Below are 15,517 nucleotides of genomic sequence, written 5' to 3' on the forward strand. Positions count from 1 at the left end.
GCGCCGACGACGCCTGATTGCCGGGCAAGGCGTGCGTCGTCAAGCCTTCGCGGTCAAGCCGAGGGTTGCGCCAGAACGCCCTCATGCTATCAAGCGGCCGATATCGAACGCTTTGACTCCGCTCCAGCGAGGTTATCCCGCATGAAATTCAGCCGCCGCGACGCTTTGGCTCTTTCGATCGCCGCTCTCGCCGCCTCGGGCGCGGCCGCGCAAGACTCCGATCCGCAGAACACGCTCATCCTCGAGACCAAGCACGGCAAGGTCGTCATCAAGCTGCGTCCGGATCTCGCGCCCAAGCATGTCGCCCAGATCAAGGCACTGGTGGCGCGCAAATTCTATGATGGTCTCGTTTTCCATCGCGTGATCGCCGGCTTCATGGCGCAGACCGGCGATCCCAAGGGCACCGGCGAAGGCGGCTCCGATCTGCCTGACATCCCGGCCGAGTTCACCCAGACCCCCTTCAAGCGCGGCACGCTCGGCATGGCGCGCGCCAGCGATCCTGATTCCGCCAATTCGCAATTCTTCATCTGCCTCGCCGACTCTTCCTTCCTCGACGGCAAATATACGGTGTTTGGCGAAGTGACGTCCGGCATGGATGTCGTCGACAAAATCAAGAAGGGCGACCAGGCCAATAACGGCGCCGTGACCAATCCCGACAAGATGTTGAGCCTGCGCCTGGCGGCGAGCCCTAAGTGAGGGCATGCCGCTTCGTTTCGAAACCATCCCCTTCAATCAACAGGACTGCATGATTCATGGCTGAACAAGGCAACACCCTCACGCTGGAGACGACCAAAGGCCCCGTCGTCATAGAGATGCGGCCCGACCTCGCGCCCGGCCATGTCGCGCATATCAAACGCCTCGTCGCCGAGGGCTTTTATGACGGCATCGTGTTTCATCGCGTTATCGACGGCTTTATGGCGCAGACCGGCTGCCCGAACGGCACCGGCACGGGCGGCTCGCAATATCCCAACATCAAGGCCGAGTTCAACGCCGAGCCGCACGTGCGCGGCACGGTCTCGATGGCGCGGGCCCAAAGCCCGGATTCGGCCAATTCGCAGTTCTTCATTTGCTTTGGCGACGCCAAATTTCTCGACAGGCAATATACCGCCTGGGGCAAGGTGGTGTCGGGCATGGAGAATGTCGACAAGATCAAGCGCGGCGAACCCGTGCGCGATCCCGACAAGATCGTGAAGGCGACCCTGAGCTGAGGGCTGCGAAGGCGGGCCTTCGAGGGCCCTGATCATGCGCGTTGATCTCTTCGATTTCGAGCTTCCGCCCGAGCGTATCGCGTTGACGCCGGCTGCGCCGCGCGAGGCGGCGCGGATGCTTGTGGTGGACCCGCATGGCGCGCTTGCGGATCGCCGCATTGGGGATCTGCCCGATTTCATTCGCCCCGGCGATGCGCTGGTGGTCAATGACACGCGCGTCATCGCCGCGCGCCTTTCCGGGATCAGAATGCGGGGCGACAGCGCGGCGCAGATCGAGGCGACGCTGATCAAACGTGTCGACGAAAGCCGGTGGCGCGCCTTTGTCCGCCCCGCCAAGAAGCTCAATGCGGGCGAGCGGATACGCTTTGGCGAGACCAGCGAAAGCATGGCCTGTCTGCTGGGCGCACTCGACGCCGAGGTCGAGGAAAAAGGCGAGGGCGGCGAAGTTTTGCTCGCCTTCGCGTTCCACGGCGCCGCGCTCGACGAAGCGATCGAACGGCTCGGCGAAATGCCGCTGCCACCCTATATCGCTTCGCGTCGCGCGCCGAATTCCGGCGACAGAGCGGACTATCAGACGCTATTCGCAGCGGAGCCCGGCGCCGTTGCGGCGCCGACAGCGGGATTGCACTTCACGCCCGAGCTCGTCGCCCGGATCGAGGCGCGCGGCGCGAGCCTTCATAAGGTCACGCTGCATGTCGGCGCCGGGACGTTTCTGCCCGTTAAGGCGGATGACACGCAGGATCACGTCATGCATGCCGAATGGGGGCGCATCGACGGGGCGACCGCGGCGGCGCTGAACGAAGCGCGCGCCCATCGCGGACGCATCGTCGCTGTCGGCACGACGAGCCTGCGGTTGCTGGAAAGCGCGGCGGACGAGGCTGGAGACATAAGGCCCTTCGCGGATGAAACCTCGATCTTCATCACGCCGGGCTATCGTTTCCGCGCGGTCGACGTCCTGCTCACCAACTTCCATCTGCCACGATCGACCTTGTTCATGCTGGTCAGCGCCTTCGCCGGGCTGGAGCCGATGCAGCGCGCCTACGCCCATGCGATCGAGACCGGCTATCGTTTTTACTCCTATGGCGACGCCTGTCTGCTGACGCGCGCCGGCGATCGGGCGGCGTGATGCGCGCAAACCTCCTCGAAAGCTTCCGTTGACCGACGTTTTCACATTCACGATCAACGGCCGCGACGGGGTGGCGCGCTTGGGCGAAATCTCGATGCCGCGCGGGACCATCCGCACGCCGGCTTTCATGCCGGTGGGGACGGCGGCGACGGTCAAGGCGATGTATCCGGGCGATGTGCGGGCTTTGGGCGCCGATATCGTGCTGGGCAACACCTATCATTTGATGCTGCGGCCGGGCGCCGAGCGCATTGCGGCCCTCGGCGGCCTACATAAATTCATGAACTGGCCGCATCCGATCCTCACCGACTCGGGCGGCTTTCAAGTGATGTCGCTCGCCAAGCTGCGCAAGCTCAGCGAGCGCGGGGTAATGTTCCAGTCGCATATCGACGGCTCTCGCCATGAGTTGACGCCCGAACGGTCGATGGAAATCCAACGTCTGCTCGGCTCCGACATCCAGATGCAGCTCGACGAATGCGTGCGTCTGCCCTGTTCGGACGAAGAGGCGGAGCGCGCGATGCGGCTGTCGCTGCGCTGGGCCGAACGCTCCAAACTCGCGTTCGGCGATCAGCCGGGCAAAGCGGCGTTCGGCATTGTTCAGGGCGGCGCGGTCAAGAGCCTGCGCGTGACAAGCGCTCGGGAACTCGCCGCGATGGACTTTCCCGGTTATGCGATCGGCGGCCTGGCGGTCGGCGAGCCGCAAGCGGTGATGCTCGACATGATCGAGACCGTCGAGCCGCATCTGCCGGCCACCAAGCCGCGCTATCTCATGGGCGTGGGGACGCCCGACGATCTCATGCAGAGCGTCGCGCGCGGCGTCGACATGTTCGATTGCGTGATGCCGACGCGGGCGGGGCGCCATGGCATGGTGTTCACGCGCTTTGGGCGCATCAACCTGCGCAATGCGCGCCACGCCGACGATCCCAACTCGATCGACCCGCAATCGACCTGTCCGGCCGCGCGCGATTATTCCAGGGCCTATTGGCATCATCTGGTGAAGTCGGGTGAAATTCTCGCTATGATGGCGCTGACGGCCGTCAATATCGCCTATTACCAGGAGTTGATGGCCGGGATGCGCAAGGCGATTTCGGAGGGGCGGCTCGCCGATTTCATGGCCGAGGCGAGAAGCGGCTGGGCGAGGGGCGAAGGCCCGATGTCCCCTTCTCCCGCTTCGCGGTAGTAGGCGGCGCGCAGCGCCGCGGACGAACGAAGTTCGCTCGGGTTGACGGCCATCGGCGTGATGGCCCTCATCAGGACGAGGCGGTTTGGGGTCGTTGCCAGGGCAACCGCCCTCATCCGACCTTTGCTTACGCAAAGGCCACCTTCTCCCGATTCTCGGGAGAAGGGTTGAGGCCTCTTCAAGCAAAAAAGGCAAAGCCGCGGGCTTGCCGGGCTTTGCCTCTTTGCACCTGTCCTTGAATTGCGAAGCCGGTCTCCGTCGCATCATCGTGCGCGCAGGAATCACGCCCTGCTCGTAAAACCGGTAAGACGCCCCGTCCTCCCACAGACTCGGCAGCTACGCGACGCCAAAACTGGCGCCAGCCTCCTTTTCCTAACGGAAGGGACGCTAGTCGAAAAAATGTGCAATGTCACCACTATATGAGGCGCCATGACGCAATTATTTGTCGGCCGCCCAGCGGCTAGGCATTTGGGGCGCCTAGAACTCCCGGAACCGCGCGATAGCGGGAGCGGTTGCCAGCTCGAGCCCAATATTTAGGCGTCGCGTTTTTGGATTCTTTGGCGCGCTGCGCCCTTTCGTGCGCGATGGCATTCGCGTAAAAGCCTGCGCGAGCGAACGAGGACCGAGGAGCAGATATGACCGCCATCGTCGACATTATTGCGAGAGAAATTCTCGATAGCCGCGGCAATCCTACGGTGGAGGTGGAGGTCGTTCTCGAAGACGGGTCGATGGGTCGCGCCGCCGTTCCCTCGGGCGCCTCGACCGGCGCGCATGAGGCGGTCGAACTGCGCGACGGCGACAAGGCGCGCTATGGCGGCAAGGGCGTTCTCAAAGCGGTCGAGGCGGTCAATCGCGATATTTTCGAGGCGCTCTCGGGCCTCGAGGCCGAAGACCAGATCATGATCGACGAGGCGATGATCGCGCTCGATGGTACGCCGAACAAATCCCGGCTTGGCGCTAATTCCATTCTCGGCGTTTCTTTGGCGGTCGCCAAGGCAGCCGCCGAGGCGTCCAGCCTGCCCCTCTATCGCTATGTCGGCGGGACGACCGCGCGCGTGCTGCCGCTACCGATGATGAACATCGTCAACGGCGGCGTTCATGCCGACAATCCGATCGATTTTCAGGAATTCATGGTTCTGCCCGTCGGCGCGCCTTCGCTGCGCGAGGCCGTACGCTGGGGCGCCGAGATTTTTCACACGCTGAAGAGCGCTCTCAAAAAGGCCGGACACAATACGAATGTCGGCGACGAAGGCGGCTTCGCGCCCAACCTTCCATCGGCGGAAGCAGCGCTTGATTTCTGCCTGAAGGCCATCGAGAGCGCTGGCTTCAAGCCGGGCGCCGACGTCATGCTGGGAATGGATTGCGCGGCCACCGAGTTCTTTAAGAACGGCGCTTATGTCTATGAAGGCGAAGGAAAAACCCGGTCCATCGAGGAGCAGGCGCACTATCTCGCCAAATTGGCGGGCGCCTATCCCATCGCCTCGATCGAAGACGGCATGTCGGAAGACGATTGGGAGGGTTGGAAGCTGGTGACCGAATTGATCGGGTCCAAATGCCAGCTTGTCGGCGACGATCTGTTCGTGACGAACGTGACGCGTCTTTCCGAGGGCATCAAGAAGGGCATCGCCAATTCGATTCTGGTCAAGGTCAATCAGATCGGTTCGCTCACCGAGACGCTCGCGGCCGTCGATATGGCTCACCGGGCCGGCTACACCGCCGTTATGTCGCATCGCTCAGGCGAGACGGAAGATTCGACTATCGCCGATCTGGCGGTCGCCACCAATTGCGGCCAGATCAAAACCGGCTCGCTCGCCAGGTCCGATCGGCTCGCCAAATACAACCAGCTCATCCGCATCGAGGAGGAGCTCGGCGCGCAGGCGAAATATGCCGGGCGCGCGGCGATCAAATCGCTTTGAAAGGGACGCCAAAAGCAGAGATTCTTTTGGCGTTCGCCGCGCAATTTTGGCCGAGCCGGCAACCAAATCTTAACGATGAGGACGCCAAGGTCTTCGGATGGTAGTCCGAACGCGCGCGCGCGCTATCCTGCTTCCGATCGCGTTTTACGTCGTTCTGGGCGTTGCGAGCGGCTATCTCGTCTGGGCCGCCTGGAACGGCGAACGTGGCCTGAAAACCAAGGCCGAATACGCCAACCAGATGCAGGATCTGGGCGCAGAATTGAAGGCGCTCCAGACCGACCGTCAACGCTGGGAGCGCCGCGTGGCGTTGATGCGTTCGGATGCGGTCGATCGCGACCTTCTCGATGAAGAAGCGCGCGCGGTTCTGGACCGTGTCGGCAAGAATGATCTGGTGGTGTTTACTGCGGAGAACGGGGCAGTAGGCAGTAGGCAGTAGGCAGCAAAACGTCCTTATTGCCTACTGCCCCTTCGCATTCCTCCGCTGCCATTCCTCCCGCTCATAATCCTCGAAAGCGGCGATCATGGCGCGATAAGTGCGCTCGGCGACGCTTTCGGCCAGGCCGCTCTCTCCAGCGATTCCCTTGACCTTGACGATGATCTCTTCGACCCGCGCCGGCGCGCTCACCGCCGCCGGATTGGCCTTGAAGCGGCCGGCTTCGGCGACATATTTTCCGCGTTCGGCCATCAGGCGGATGATCTCGTGATCAAGCCGATCGATGTTGGCGCGCACTTCCAGAAGGTTCGCGCAGCATTTGCCGCCATCGACCGATGGCGAGCCCCAAAAGGCGGGATGCGTGGCGGCGTTGTCGGCGGTTTGAGCCTGAGCCTGAACGACGCCTGAAACAAACAGGACGGCAAGAACGAAAAGCGGATGATTCATCGAGGGCCTCGCCAGGAATGGTCGCGCTGCAAGCGGTTGTTTCGCCATTTGGGCGACCGCGCGCGCCAGGGTCAAGGCGGGCAGAGTTCGGAGCGCGTCATGCAGCGATTTCTCCACGATATGTTCAACGGCCCGATCTGGCGGGCTTTCCTTCTGATGGGCGTGTTTGCGGGGCTGTCCGCGATCACGTCCTATCATCTTGTGCTGCTGTTCAGCGCCAACTTCGGTTTCGTTTCGCAATATGGAATCATGGCTCTGAAAGACGGCGGCCTGCTGCAACTGGCGGAGCTTGTCTTTTATGGCTATCTCAGCATCGCCTTTTACGTCCTGTTCAAGGGCTGCCTTTACGGCGTGCTGGGGCATTTCATGAAACATTGAGCGGCGTCAGATTTTGCATGCGATAAGCGCCTGATATTCTCGCGACGCCCGTCAAATGAAACGCATCCGGACAGGAATCAACCGATGCCGACGCCAGGGCATATTCTGGAAAGCGCGGCCCTCAACAACGCCTATGGTGCAATGCTGTTTGTTCCGCGCACGGCGCTCCCGGCGAATTTCTGGACTCGATATGGGTGCATCGGCAAGGCGCCCCTCGGTATTATCCTGACGTCGTGACTTTAATCGGCGCCAGAGCGGCGTCGGAACAGGAGCGGACGATTTCCGCGCTGGTCCAATCTCGGGAACGGGCATGGGCGGTAAAGGACAGTTTCCGCTGCCTTGATCTGAGTCGATCGGGCTTCGCGGTGTTGTTCGAGGCACAGTGGATAAGCCTGTCGCCGCGGTTCGGAAACGCGCTTGAGACTTCCGACGGATTGACATGGGCGCCGGCGACCAGTGCGGCGGAGTTGGAGCGCTGGGAGCTTGCGTGGACCAAAGGCGACGCAACGCAAGAAGAGCCGCGGATATTCTTGCCTCGTTTGCTGTCGGTCCCCGGCGTCGTTTTCCTGCTCGGCTTCCGCGGCGATAGGCCCCTGTGCGGCGGCATTTTGAATCGAGGAGCGGAGGTTGTCGGTCTCTCCAACGTCTTCTCGTCGGAAGTCGGTTCAGAAATTGTCTGGCGCGGTCTGATTTCTCAAGCTGCGGCGATATTCCCCGATTTGCCGCTCGTGGGTTATGAACGACAAGCCGAACTCACCGCTGCCCTCCGGGCCGGTTTCGAGCCGATCGGGCCTTTACGAATTTGGATCCGCCAATAGCCATATCGACAATGTTGCTGTCCCAAATATTCGATTTTTCACCACGCCCGGGGCGTCTCCGTCGATCACGAGAGAACGGATTGAGGCATTGCCGGTCCAGCGCCCGCCTTTCGCTTCTCCGCGTCCTTGTGCTATGCGGGCGAAAGTCGGGAGCCTCCTGGGAAGCGGAAGGTCCGGCGCCATCAGTTCGAGGGCCGATCCATGACGCAGACCGTTGCTGAAATCGCTGACAAGCCGGTACGCTCGAATTCCTTCTTTTCGGCGCCGCTCGCCGCCGCCGATCCGGAGATCGCCCGGGCGATCGAGCTGGAGCTTGGTCGCCAGCGCGACGAGATCGAACTGATCGCCTCGGAAAACATCGTCTCGCGCGCGGTCTTGGAAGCGCAGGGCTCGGTGATGACCAATAAATACGCGGAAGGCTATCCCGGCCGGCGCTATTACGGCGGCTGCCAATATGTCGATATCGCTGAAAGATTAGCGATCGAGCGCGCCTGCAAGCTGTTTTCCTGCCGCTTCGCCAATGTCCAGCCCAATTCGGGAAGCCAGGCGAATCAGGGCGTGTTTCTCGCGCTGCTACAGCCGGGCGACGTGTTCATGGGACTTGATCTGGCCGCTGGCGGCCATCTCACCCATGGCTCGCCGGTCAATATGTCGGGCCGCTGGTTCAAGCCGGTTTCCTATGGGGTCGATCGCGAGACGGGCCTCATCGATATGGATCAGGTCGAAAAGCTCGCCCACGAACACCGACCCAAAATGATCATTGCCGGCGGCTCGGCCTATTCGCGCCATTGGGATTTTGCGCGATTCCGGGCGATTTGCGACGCGGTCGGCGCTTATTTCGTCGTCGACATCGCTCATTTCGCCGGGCTGGTGGCGGGCGGCGCGCATCCTTCGCCATTTCCGCACGCCCATATCGCCACGACGACGACGCATAAGACCTTGCGCGGGCCGCGGGGCGGCATGATCATGACCGACGACGAGGATCTCGCGAAAAAGATCAATTCGGCGATCTTTCCCGGTCTCCAGGGCGGCCCGCTGATGCATGTGATCGCCGCCAAGGCTGTCGCTTTCGCCGAGGCGTTGACGCCTGAATTCAAGAATTACGCCCAGGCCGTCGTCGCCAACGCCAAGGCCCTCGCGGCGACGATTACGGCAGGCGGCTACGCCATTGTATCGGGCGGCACCGACAACCATCTGATGCTGGTCGATCTGCGCCCCAAAGGCCTGACCGGCAAAGGGGCGGAAGCGGCGCTCGGGCGCGCGCATATCACCTGCAACAAGAACGGCATTCCCTTCGACCCGCAAAAGCCCGCGATCACCTCGGGCGTACGGCTCGGCTCTCCGGCTGCGACATCGCGCGGCTTCGGCGTCGGCGAATTCAGACAAGTAGGCGAATTGATCGTCGAGACGCTGGACGGCTTGGCGGCGCATGGCGAATCGGAGAATGCTGCCATCGAAGCGCAGGTTCGCGCCGGCGTCGCCGAATTGACGCAGCGTTTTCCGATTTATTGAAGGGCCCGGCGATCCGCCCGGGCCAGGCGGGAGCTTTCCCATGCGTTGCCCTTATTGCGGCAGTCTTGAAACGCAGGTGAAGGATTCTCGCCCGACCGAGGATTCCTCCTCGATCCGCCGCCGCCGCATTTGCCCCGATTGCGGCGGTCGTTTCACGACGTTCGAGCGCGTGCAATTGCGCGAATTGACCGTGGTCAAGAAATCGGGCCGGCGCGCGCCATTCGATCGCGACAAGCTGCAACGTTCGGTGGAAATCGCCTTGCGCAAGCGCTCCGTCGCCGCCGACCGCATCGAGCGCATGGTCAACGGCATCGTGCGCCAGCTTGAGAGCCAGGGCGACGGCGATATTTCGACCGACCGCATCGGCGAGCTGGTGATGGAAGGCCTGAAGGGCCTCGACGACGTCGCTTATGTGCGCTTCGCCTCGGTCTATCGCAATTTCCGCGAGGCCCGCGATTTCAACGCGATCGTCGGCGAGTTGGAGGCCGAACCCGAACTTTCGCCCAAGACGGCGGCCAAGCCCAAAAAGTCGCTCGCGGAGCCGCGATGACCGCCGCGCATTCGGCGCCCGACGCCGTCATGGCTGAGGATGAGCGCTTCATGGCCGCCGCGCTTGCCCTCGGGCGGCGCAATCTTGGCGTCTGCGCGCCCAGCCCCTCGGTCGGCGCCCTGATCGTCCGCGACGGCGTTCTTGTCGGGCGCGGCGTGACGTCAAAGGGCGGGCGACCGCATGCCGAGCGCAACGCGATCGACCAGGCGGGGCCAGCCGCAGCCGGCGCCACGCTCTATGTGACGCTGGAGCCGTGTTTCCATCAAGGCCGCGGGCCGCCCTGCGCGCAGGCGGTCGCGGCGGCGGGAATTGCGCGGGTCGTCAGCGCGATCGAAGATCCCGATGAGCGGGTCGCCGGGCGCGGACATGCTTTGTTGCGCGAAGCGGGCGTCGAGGTCGTCGTCGGAATCGGCGCGCGCGCGGCGCGGCGCGACCATTGCGGCCATATCCTGCGCGTCACCCAAGGCCGGCCGATGGTGACGCTGAAACTCGCGCGCACCGCCGACGGCTATGCCGCGGGCGACGAGCATGACCCGCGCCTCGCCATAACGGGCGAAGCCGCCAATCTGCGCGTCCAGGTCATGCGCGCAATGCATGACGCGATCATGGTCGGGGCAGGAACCGCGCTTGGCGACGATCCCTTGCTGACGGTTCGCTTGCCTGGCGCGGAGGCGTTCAGGCCGCTGCGCGTCGTGCTTGACGCGCGGTTGCGATTGTCGCCGCGTTCGCGTCTCGGCGCCACCGCGCGCGATTTTCCAACTTTGGCGATCGCCACCGATGCGGCGCCGGCGGAGCGCGCAGCGGCGCTTGAAGCCGTGGGCGTCAGCGTCGAGCGGGTCGCCGCCGACCGCGAAGGTCACGTCGACCTGGGAGCCGCGTTGCGCGCGCTCGGCCGGCGCGGCGTCACGCGCGTTTTCAGCGAGGGCGGGCCGGGCGTCGGCTCGGCGCTGATTGCGCAAGGCCTTGCCGACGAGGTGATTCTGTTCACCGCCCAGAAGCCGCTTGGCCGAACCGGCTTGCCGGCGCTAGACCGTTTCGCCCTGAGCGCGCTTGACGATCGGGCGTGCTATGCCGAGGCTGAAATTGCTCACTTCGGCAGCGATGAAATGCGAGATTTCCAAAGGCTGGAAAGGTTGGAATGAGATGTTCACGGGACTTGTCAGCGATGTCGGCGAGGTTTTGCAGGCCGAGGACCACGGACATTTGCGCAAGCTGCGCATCGGTTGCGGGTATGACCCCTCCACGATCGAGATTGGCGCTTCCGTTGCTCATGCGGGTGTGTGTCTGACCGTCGTCGATGTCGCGCGCGCCGGCAATCGGACGGCGATTTCGGTCGATGTGGGCGCCGAAACTCTGGCGCTGACGAATGCGGGAGCATGGGAAGCGGGAACCCGGCTCAATCTCGAGCGCTCGCTGCGGCTCGGCGACGAACTGGGCGGCCATATGGTCAGCGGCCATGCCGATGGAACGGCCGAAATCCTGTGGCGGCGCGATTTCGACGGCATGGCGCATTTCAAATTTCGCGCGCCCGCCGCGCTCGCCAAATTCATCGCCCAGAAGGGATCCGTCGCGTTGGACGGCACATCCCTGACTGTCAATGCGGTCGATGGCGACACGTTTGAAATTCTGTTGATTCCGCATACGCTCGCCGTCACGACCTGGGGCGACAGAAAATCCGGAGACCGCGTCAATATCGAGGTCGACCAGATGGCGCGCTATGCCGCGCGGCTGCTGGAGGCGAGCCGCTGAACTCGCGAGCGCGGCCGTCGTCTGACGCCGCGCCTAACGAAGGATTGGCTTGATGAGCTGGGCAGAAGGATATGACCCCGTCGCGGGCGACGCCCAATCATGCGACGCGCTTGAACTCGTCATCGTTCCGCGCGTGCGCGATCTCGGCGGATTTTCCGTCCGGCGCGCCTTGCCGCATGGCAAGCGCCAGATGGTCGGACCTTTTATCTTTTTCGATCAGATGGGACCGGCGCAATTTATCGCCGGGCAGGGGATGGATGTGCGTCCGCATCCCCATATCGGCTTGGCGACGGTCACCTATTTGTTCGAAGGCTCGATTTTCCATCGTGACAGCGAAGGCAATGCGCTGGAGATCGCGCCAGGCGCGATGAACTTGATGACAGCTGGCGGCGGCATCGCCCATTCCGAGCGGACGCCGGCGCCGCAGCGGGCAAGCGGGCAGGGTCTATACGGCATCCAGTCCTGGATCGCGCTGCCCAAAGAAAAGGAGGAGATTGCGCCGACCTTCCAGCATTTCGACGCGAGCGTTCTGCCGATGATCGCCGATCGTGGGCTGGAAGCGCGGATCGTTGCAGGAAGCGCTTTTGGCAAGACGGCGCCCGTCGATAGTCTTTCGCCTTGGTTTTATGCGGAAGTGAAGATCGCCGCCGGCCGATCTGCGCCGCTCGACAATGATTACGAGGAACGCGCCGTCTATGTCGTCGATGGCGAAGTCGAGATCGCAGGGGATCTGTTCGAAGGTCCGCGGCTGCTGATTTTTCGCCCGGGCGATCGCATCACGATCAAAGCGAAAAGCGATTGCCGTCTGATGTTTCTTGGCGGCGCGGCGCTGGAGGGCCCGCGTTACATCTGGTGGAATTTCGTCTCGTCGAGCAAGGAGCGCATCGAGACGGCGAAGGAGGATTGGAAGCAAGGTCGCTTCGCCGCCGTGCCCGATGAGAGCGAGTTCATTCCGCTGCCGGAAGGGTGAGAGCCCTTCGATCCCGCGAACGAAGCCCCGCGTTGAATCTTGTCATCTCGCGATCGAATTGCCCGCGCGCATCGATTTTGGCGTCGAGAAACGCGGCGTCGCGCCCTCGCGCATGACAAAGCGGCGCAGCGGCCCGATGGCGCCGAGCGCAGTCAGGGCTCCGGCCCGCAGGAAGTCGAGCGGCGGCAGGTCGGCCAGCAGCGAACGATTGAGGCCATCGACCGCGCCCGTGCGCGAAGCGACGTCGAGCCGTCGTGAACCGGCGTAATGCGTGAGCGTCTCGGGGCCGCCGAGGTCGCTTCGCTCCGTTCTCGCCTTGATCGCCGCTTCGATCAGATGAGCGGCGTCGCGCAGACCAAGATTGAGCCCTTGCGCGCCGATCGGCGGCAGGAGATGCGCGGCGTCGCCGATCAGGGCGAGACGCCGCCCAGTCATCTGGACCGCCGATTGCAAAGCCAATGGAAAGGCGCCGCGCTTCCCCTCGATCCGCATGGCGCCCAGGATGGACCGGGATTGCGTCTCGATTTCTTCGGCCAGCGCCAAATCATCAAGCGCGGCGCGGCGCTTGGCCTCGGCATGCGACATCACCCAAACGAGGCTGGAGCGCGTCGTCCCGGGGGGCGATTCGGGCAGTGGAACAAGGGTGAACGGGCCGGTTCTGGTATGAAATTCGGTCGAGAAATCATGGTGGGGGCGCGAATGCGTCAGGATGAGGGTCAGCGCCGTCTGCGGATAGGCCCGCGATGAGGCGTCTATCCCAGCGGCTTTGCGCGCCGGCGAGCCGCGCCCATCGGCCGCCGCAATCAATCTGGCGGCGATGACCATTCCGCTGTCGCAGCGCGCCCGCGCTTCGCCGGTCGCGAATTCGTAAGCGGCGATCCGGCTCTCGATGATTCGCAGCCGGGGCGACGCATGCGCCGCCGCTGCAAGCACATCGACGAGCTTCGCGTTTTCGATATTCCAACCAAACGCTTCAAGGCCGATTTCGCTGGCGCGGAACTCGATCGGCGAGGCGCTCCAGAGCGACCCCACATCGTCGACGATGCGCAGCGCGCGCAGCGGCGCGGCTTGCGTTTCGACATCAGCCCAAACGCCGAGCGCCTTGACGAAGCGGACGGAGCTTTCAAGCAAGGCGACGGTTCGTCCGTTCGCGATGCGCTCGGGGGCGCCGCAAAGAATAACGTCGAAACCGGCTCGCTCGAACCCGATGGCGGCGGCCAGGCCCGCCAGCCCCGCGCCAACGACGAGAATTTCGCAGGAAAGCGCCGCGCCAGATGTTTCGTCCATAAAGCGAAGGCTCTCCGTTGACGGGCGGGAATTCACTCGCCGAGAGATCGCGGACGGCGCCCGCAGGCGGCAATGTCCATCATGGGCGCCGCTTAGGCAATATCGCAAACTGGGCGCCGGCGCCCGCTCGACATTGCCCTATTGCCGCACGCATGCTTTCTTCGCAACGGGCGAGCGTCGCCCGAATCCGCGCGCCCTTCGAAGTTCCGCGCGGGCGGGAGGCTGGGGGCGGAGCCGCGATGAGTTTGGGCAACAAGGGCATCCCCGTGCGAAACGCGGCGGGTTTTTCTGTTCACATCCTGACCGCCTCCGGCGGCGCCGTCGCGCTCCTGGCGCTTTATGCGGCGATTGAACGCGACTTCCCCACGACCTTCGCCTGGCTTGGCCTGGCGATGTTCATCGATGGCATTGACGGCACTTTGGCCCGCGCCGCCCGCGTCACCGAAACAGCGGCGACGATTGACGGCGTCGTGCTCGATCTCATCATCGACTTTCTGACTTATGTGGTGGCGCCCGTGGTTGCGGTCTGGCGCTCCGATTTGATGCCGACTTCGGTGGCCTTCTGGATCGGCCTGATCGTCACCATCGCCTCGGCGCTCTATTTCGCCGACACGAGGATGAAGACCGCCGACAATTGGTTTCGCGGCTTTCCAGCGTTGTGGAATGTGTTCGTTCTCTATCTCTTTGTTTTTCGCCTGCCGTGGCTCGTCAATGCGGCGGCGATGCTGATTGCCGCCGCATTGATGTTCGCGCCGGTTGTTTTTGTGCATCCGTTGCGCGTCGAAAAATTGCGCGTATGGACGGTCGGGGCGACCATCGCCTGGTTCATTTTCGCAGCTTTGGCCATTATGGAGCATCTTGAGGCCGATCTCTGGGTCAAGCTTGGTCTGATCGCGACGGCTCTCTATTTTCTCGGCCTGCCGTTTCTGCGCCATTCGCCGTGGGCCCAGGATAATGAGATTGCCTGAGGCCGATAACCGCGTCTTGCCGCCGCGCAATGAATCTTGCTATAGCCGATCACGCTGCAGCGAAACTTCGCATCGGCACGGCCTCGTGGCGGAGTGGCTACGCAGAGGACTGCAAATCCTTGCACCCCGGTTCGATTCCGGGCGAGGCCTCCAAATCTGATTCTATCGGCGCGTCTTTCACGTGCTGTCACGAAAAGCGAGCGGCGCGCCAATGGCTCAGGCAATTTCCGGCGATGATTGGGCTGTTCGACGCCAGCACATGGTGGACGGCCAGTTGCGGTCCTGCGATGTGACCGATCAGGCGGTGCTGGCGGCGTTCGCTAATATTCCGCGCGAAGCCTTCGTCGCGCCGGCGTTCGCCTCGCTCGCCTATGTCGATCGCGACGTTCCGGCTTTGGGCGCGCACGACCGGGTTCTGCTGGCGCCGATGGTTTTGGCGAAGCTGATCCAGGCGGCGAATGTTCAGCCCGGCGAAAAGGCGCTCGATGTCGCCGGCGGTTCTGGCTACAGTGCGTTGGTTCTGGCCAGTCTCGGGGCGCATGTCGTCGCTCTTGAATCTGACGAGGGAGCGGTCGCGGCGGCAAAAGTTCTGCTGGCGAAAGAAAAATCGGTGGAAATCGTCGCTGGCGACCTGGCGGATGGGGCGCCAGGGCCTTTCGATATTATCCTCGTCAACGGCGCTTTTGAGAGCAGTCCGGAGAAATTGTTGGACCAATTGGCGCCTGGGGGGCGTTTGGTCGGCGTCGACGCTTCATTTAACGCTGCGAAAGCGGTCTTTATCGAGAGGATTGGCGGCGTCACGAGCCGGCGTGTCTTGTTTGACGCGACGGCGGTCAAGCTTCAGGCTTTTCGGCCAACGCCTAGCTTTGCTTTTTAACGGTGAAAGTGTCGCATAATTGCGACGCTCGACAAATTTGCTGTGGCTCGAGCGCGATCTCAGGGCGACGCAGGTAGCCCGCGACGAACAAAGGCTTATAT

Annotated in this window: 17 protein-coding genes and 1 tRNA gene; 16 read left to right on the forward strand and 2 right to left on the reverse strand. The window is 63.1% G+C overall.

Features of this window, described 5'->3' with window-relative positions; all coding sequences use genetic code 11:
- The first annotated feature begins 141 nt into the window (after nucleotides 1–141).
- From GSQ90_RS11985 to GSQ90_RS12010, 6 genes are all read left to right on the forward strand, one after another.
- A complete protein-coding gene (locus GSQ90_RS11985; RefSeq protein ID WP_158815075.1) occupies nucleotides 142–696 on the forward strand; it encodes a peptidylprolyl isomerase in 555 nt (184 codons plus the stop codon).
- Between the two features lie 56 nt (nucleotides 697–752).
- Complete coding sequence (locus GSQ90_RS11990) at nucleotides 753–1,208, forward strand: peptidylprolyl isomerase (protein ID WP_158815076.1); 456 nt, start codon at nucleotides 753–755, stop codon at nucleotides 1,206–1,208.
- Nucleotides 1,209–1,242: 34 nt separating this feature from the next.
- Complete coding sequence (gene queA / locus GSQ90_RS11995; protein WP_158815077.1) at nucleotides 1,243–2,334, forward strand: tRNA preQ1(34) S-adenosylmethionine ribosyltransferase-isomerase QueA; 1,092 nt, start codon at nucleotides 1,243–1,245, stop codon at nucleotides 2,332–2,334.
- Between the two features lie 28 nt (nucleotides 2,335–2,362).
- Nucleotides 2,363–3,511 carry a tRNA guanosine(34) transglycosylase Tgt gene (tgt, locus tag GSQ90_RS12000; protein WP_158815078.1) on the forward strand — a complete coding sequence of 383 codons (1,149 nt, stop codon included), beginning with the start codon at nucleotides 2,363–2,365 and terminating at the stop codon, nucleotides 3,509–3,511.
- Between the two features lie 635 nt (nucleotides 3,512–4,146).
- A complete protein-coding gene (gene eno / locus GSQ90_RS12005; RefSeq protein WP_158815079.1) occupies nucleotides 4,147–5,427 on the forward strand; it encodes a phosphopyruvate hydratase in 1,281 nt (426 codons plus the stop codon).
- Between the two features lie 97 nt (nucleotides 5,428–5,524).
- Nucleotides 5,525–5,863 carry a septum formation initiator family protein gene (locus GSQ90_RS12010; protein ID WP_158815080.1) on the forward strand — a complete coding sequence of 113 codons (339 nt, stop codon included), beginning with the start codon at nucleotides 5,525–5,527 and terminating at the stop codon, nucleotides 5,861–5,863.
- 21 nt (nucleotides 5,864–5,884) lie between these two features.
- On the opposite strand, the gene GSQ90_RS12015 is transcribed toward GSQ90_RS12010, so the two are convergent.
- Nucleotides 5,885–6,307 (reverse strand): chorismate mutase, encoded by a 423-nt coding sequence (locus GSQ90_RS12015; RefSeq protein WP_158815081.1) that lies wholly within the window; start codon nucleotides 6,305–6,307, stop codon nucleotides 5,885–5,887.
- Nucleotides 6,308–6,406: 99 nt separating this feature from the next.
- Here GSQ90_RS12015 and GSQ90_RS12020 point away from each other — a divergent pair, with 99 nt between their 5' ends.
- The 7 genes from GSQ90_RS12020 to GSQ90_RS12050 all read left to right on the forward strand — a co-directional run bounded on the left by GSQ90_RS12020 (nucleotide 6,407) and on the right by GSQ90_RS12050 (nucleotide 12,284).
- Nucleotides 6,407–6,685, forward strand: a complete 279-nt coding sequence (locus GSQ90_RS12020; RefSeq protein ID WP_158815082.1) for a hypothetical protein — start codon at nucleotides 6,407–6,409, stop codon at nucleotides 6,683–6,685.
- A 368-nt stretch (nucleotides 6,686–7,053) separates the two neighbouring features.
- A complete protein-coding gene (locus GSQ90_RS12025; protein WP_158815083.1) occupies nucleotides 7,054–7,503 on the forward strand; it encodes a hypothetical protein in 450 nt (149 codons plus the stop codon).
- A gap of 201 nt (nucleotides 7,504–7,704) precedes the next feature.
- Nucleotides 7,705–9,015: a serine hydroxymethyltransferase gene (glyA, locus tag GSQ90_RS12030; RefSeq protein WP_158815084.1), complete on the forward strand. Its 1,311-nt coding sequence runs from the start codon at nucleotides 7,705–7,707 to the stop codon at nucleotides 9,013–9,015.
- 40 nt (nucleotides 9,016–9,055) lie between these two features.
- On the forward strand, nucleotides 9,056–9,565 hold the full coding sequence (nrdR, locus tag GSQ90_RS12035; protein ID WP_158815085.1) for a transcriptional regulator NrdR: 510 nt from the start codon (nucleotides 9,056–9,058) through the stop codon (nucleotides 9,563–9,565).
- Entirely contained in the window at nucleotides 9,562–10,707 is a 1,146-nt protein-coding gene (gene ribD / locus GSQ90_RS12040) for a bifunctional diaminohydroxyphosphoribosylaminopyrimidine deaminase/5-amino-6-(5-phosphoribosylamino)uracil reductase RibD (RefSeq protein WP_246731552.1), read from the forward strand. The genes nrdR and ribD overlap by 4 nt, the downstream gene beginning before the upstream one ends.
- A 1-nt stretch (nucleotide 10,708) precedes the next feature.
- Nucleotides 10,709–11,314 (forward strand): riboflavin synthase, encoded by a 606-nt coding sequence (locus tag GSQ90_RS12045; RefSeq protein WP_158815086.1) that lies wholly within the window; start codon nucleotides 10,709–10,711, stop codon nucleotides 11,312–11,314.
- Between the two features lie 52 nt (nucleotides 11,315–11,366).
- Entirely contained in the window at nucleotides 11,367–12,284 is a 918-nt protein-coding gene (locus GSQ90_RS12050) for a pirin family protein (RefSeq protein ID WP_158815087.1), read from the forward strand.
- Nucleotides 12,285–12,326: 42 nt separating this feature from the next.
- Here the strand turns inward: GSQ90_RS12050 and GSQ90_RS12055 are convergent, their stop codons facing one another.
- A complete protein-coding gene (locus GSQ90_RS12055; protein ID WP_158815088.1) occupies nucleotides 12,327–13,571 on the reverse strand; it encodes an FAD-dependent monooxygenase in 1,245 nt (414 codons plus the stop codon).
- Nucleotides 13,572–13,810: 239 nt separating this feature from the next.
- On the opposite strand from GSQ90_RS12055, the gene GSQ90_RS12060 reads away from it, so the two are divergent.
- From GSQ90_RS12060 to GSQ90_RS12070, 3 genes are all read left to right on the forward strand, one after another.
- Complete coding sequence (locus tag GSQ90_RS12060; RefSeq protein ID WP_158815089.1) at nucleotides 13,811–14,539, forward strand: phosphatidylcholine/phosphatidylserine synthase; 729 nt, start codon at nucleotides 13,811–13,813, stop codon at nucleotides 14,537–14,539.
- Nucleotides 14,540–14,618: 79 nt separating this feature from the next.
- Nucleotides 14,619–14,692, forward strand: a tRNA-Cys gene (locus GSQ90_RS12065).
- Nucleotides 14,693–14,750: 58 nt separating this feature from the next.
- On the forward strand, nucleotides 14,751–15,416 hold the full coding sequence (locus GSQ90_RS12070) for a protein-L-isoaspartate O-methyltransferase (RefSeq protein ID WP_158815090.1): 666 nt from the start codon (nucleotides 14,751–14,753) through the stop codon (nucleotides 15,414–15,416).
- The last annotated feature ends 101 nt before the right edge of the window (nucleotides 15,417–15,517 follow it).

It is taken from the genome of Methylocapsa sp. S129 (assembly GCF_009765995.1).
GTDB lineage: Bacteria > Pseudomonadota > Alphaproteobacteria > Rhizobiales > Beijerinckiaceae > Roseiarcus.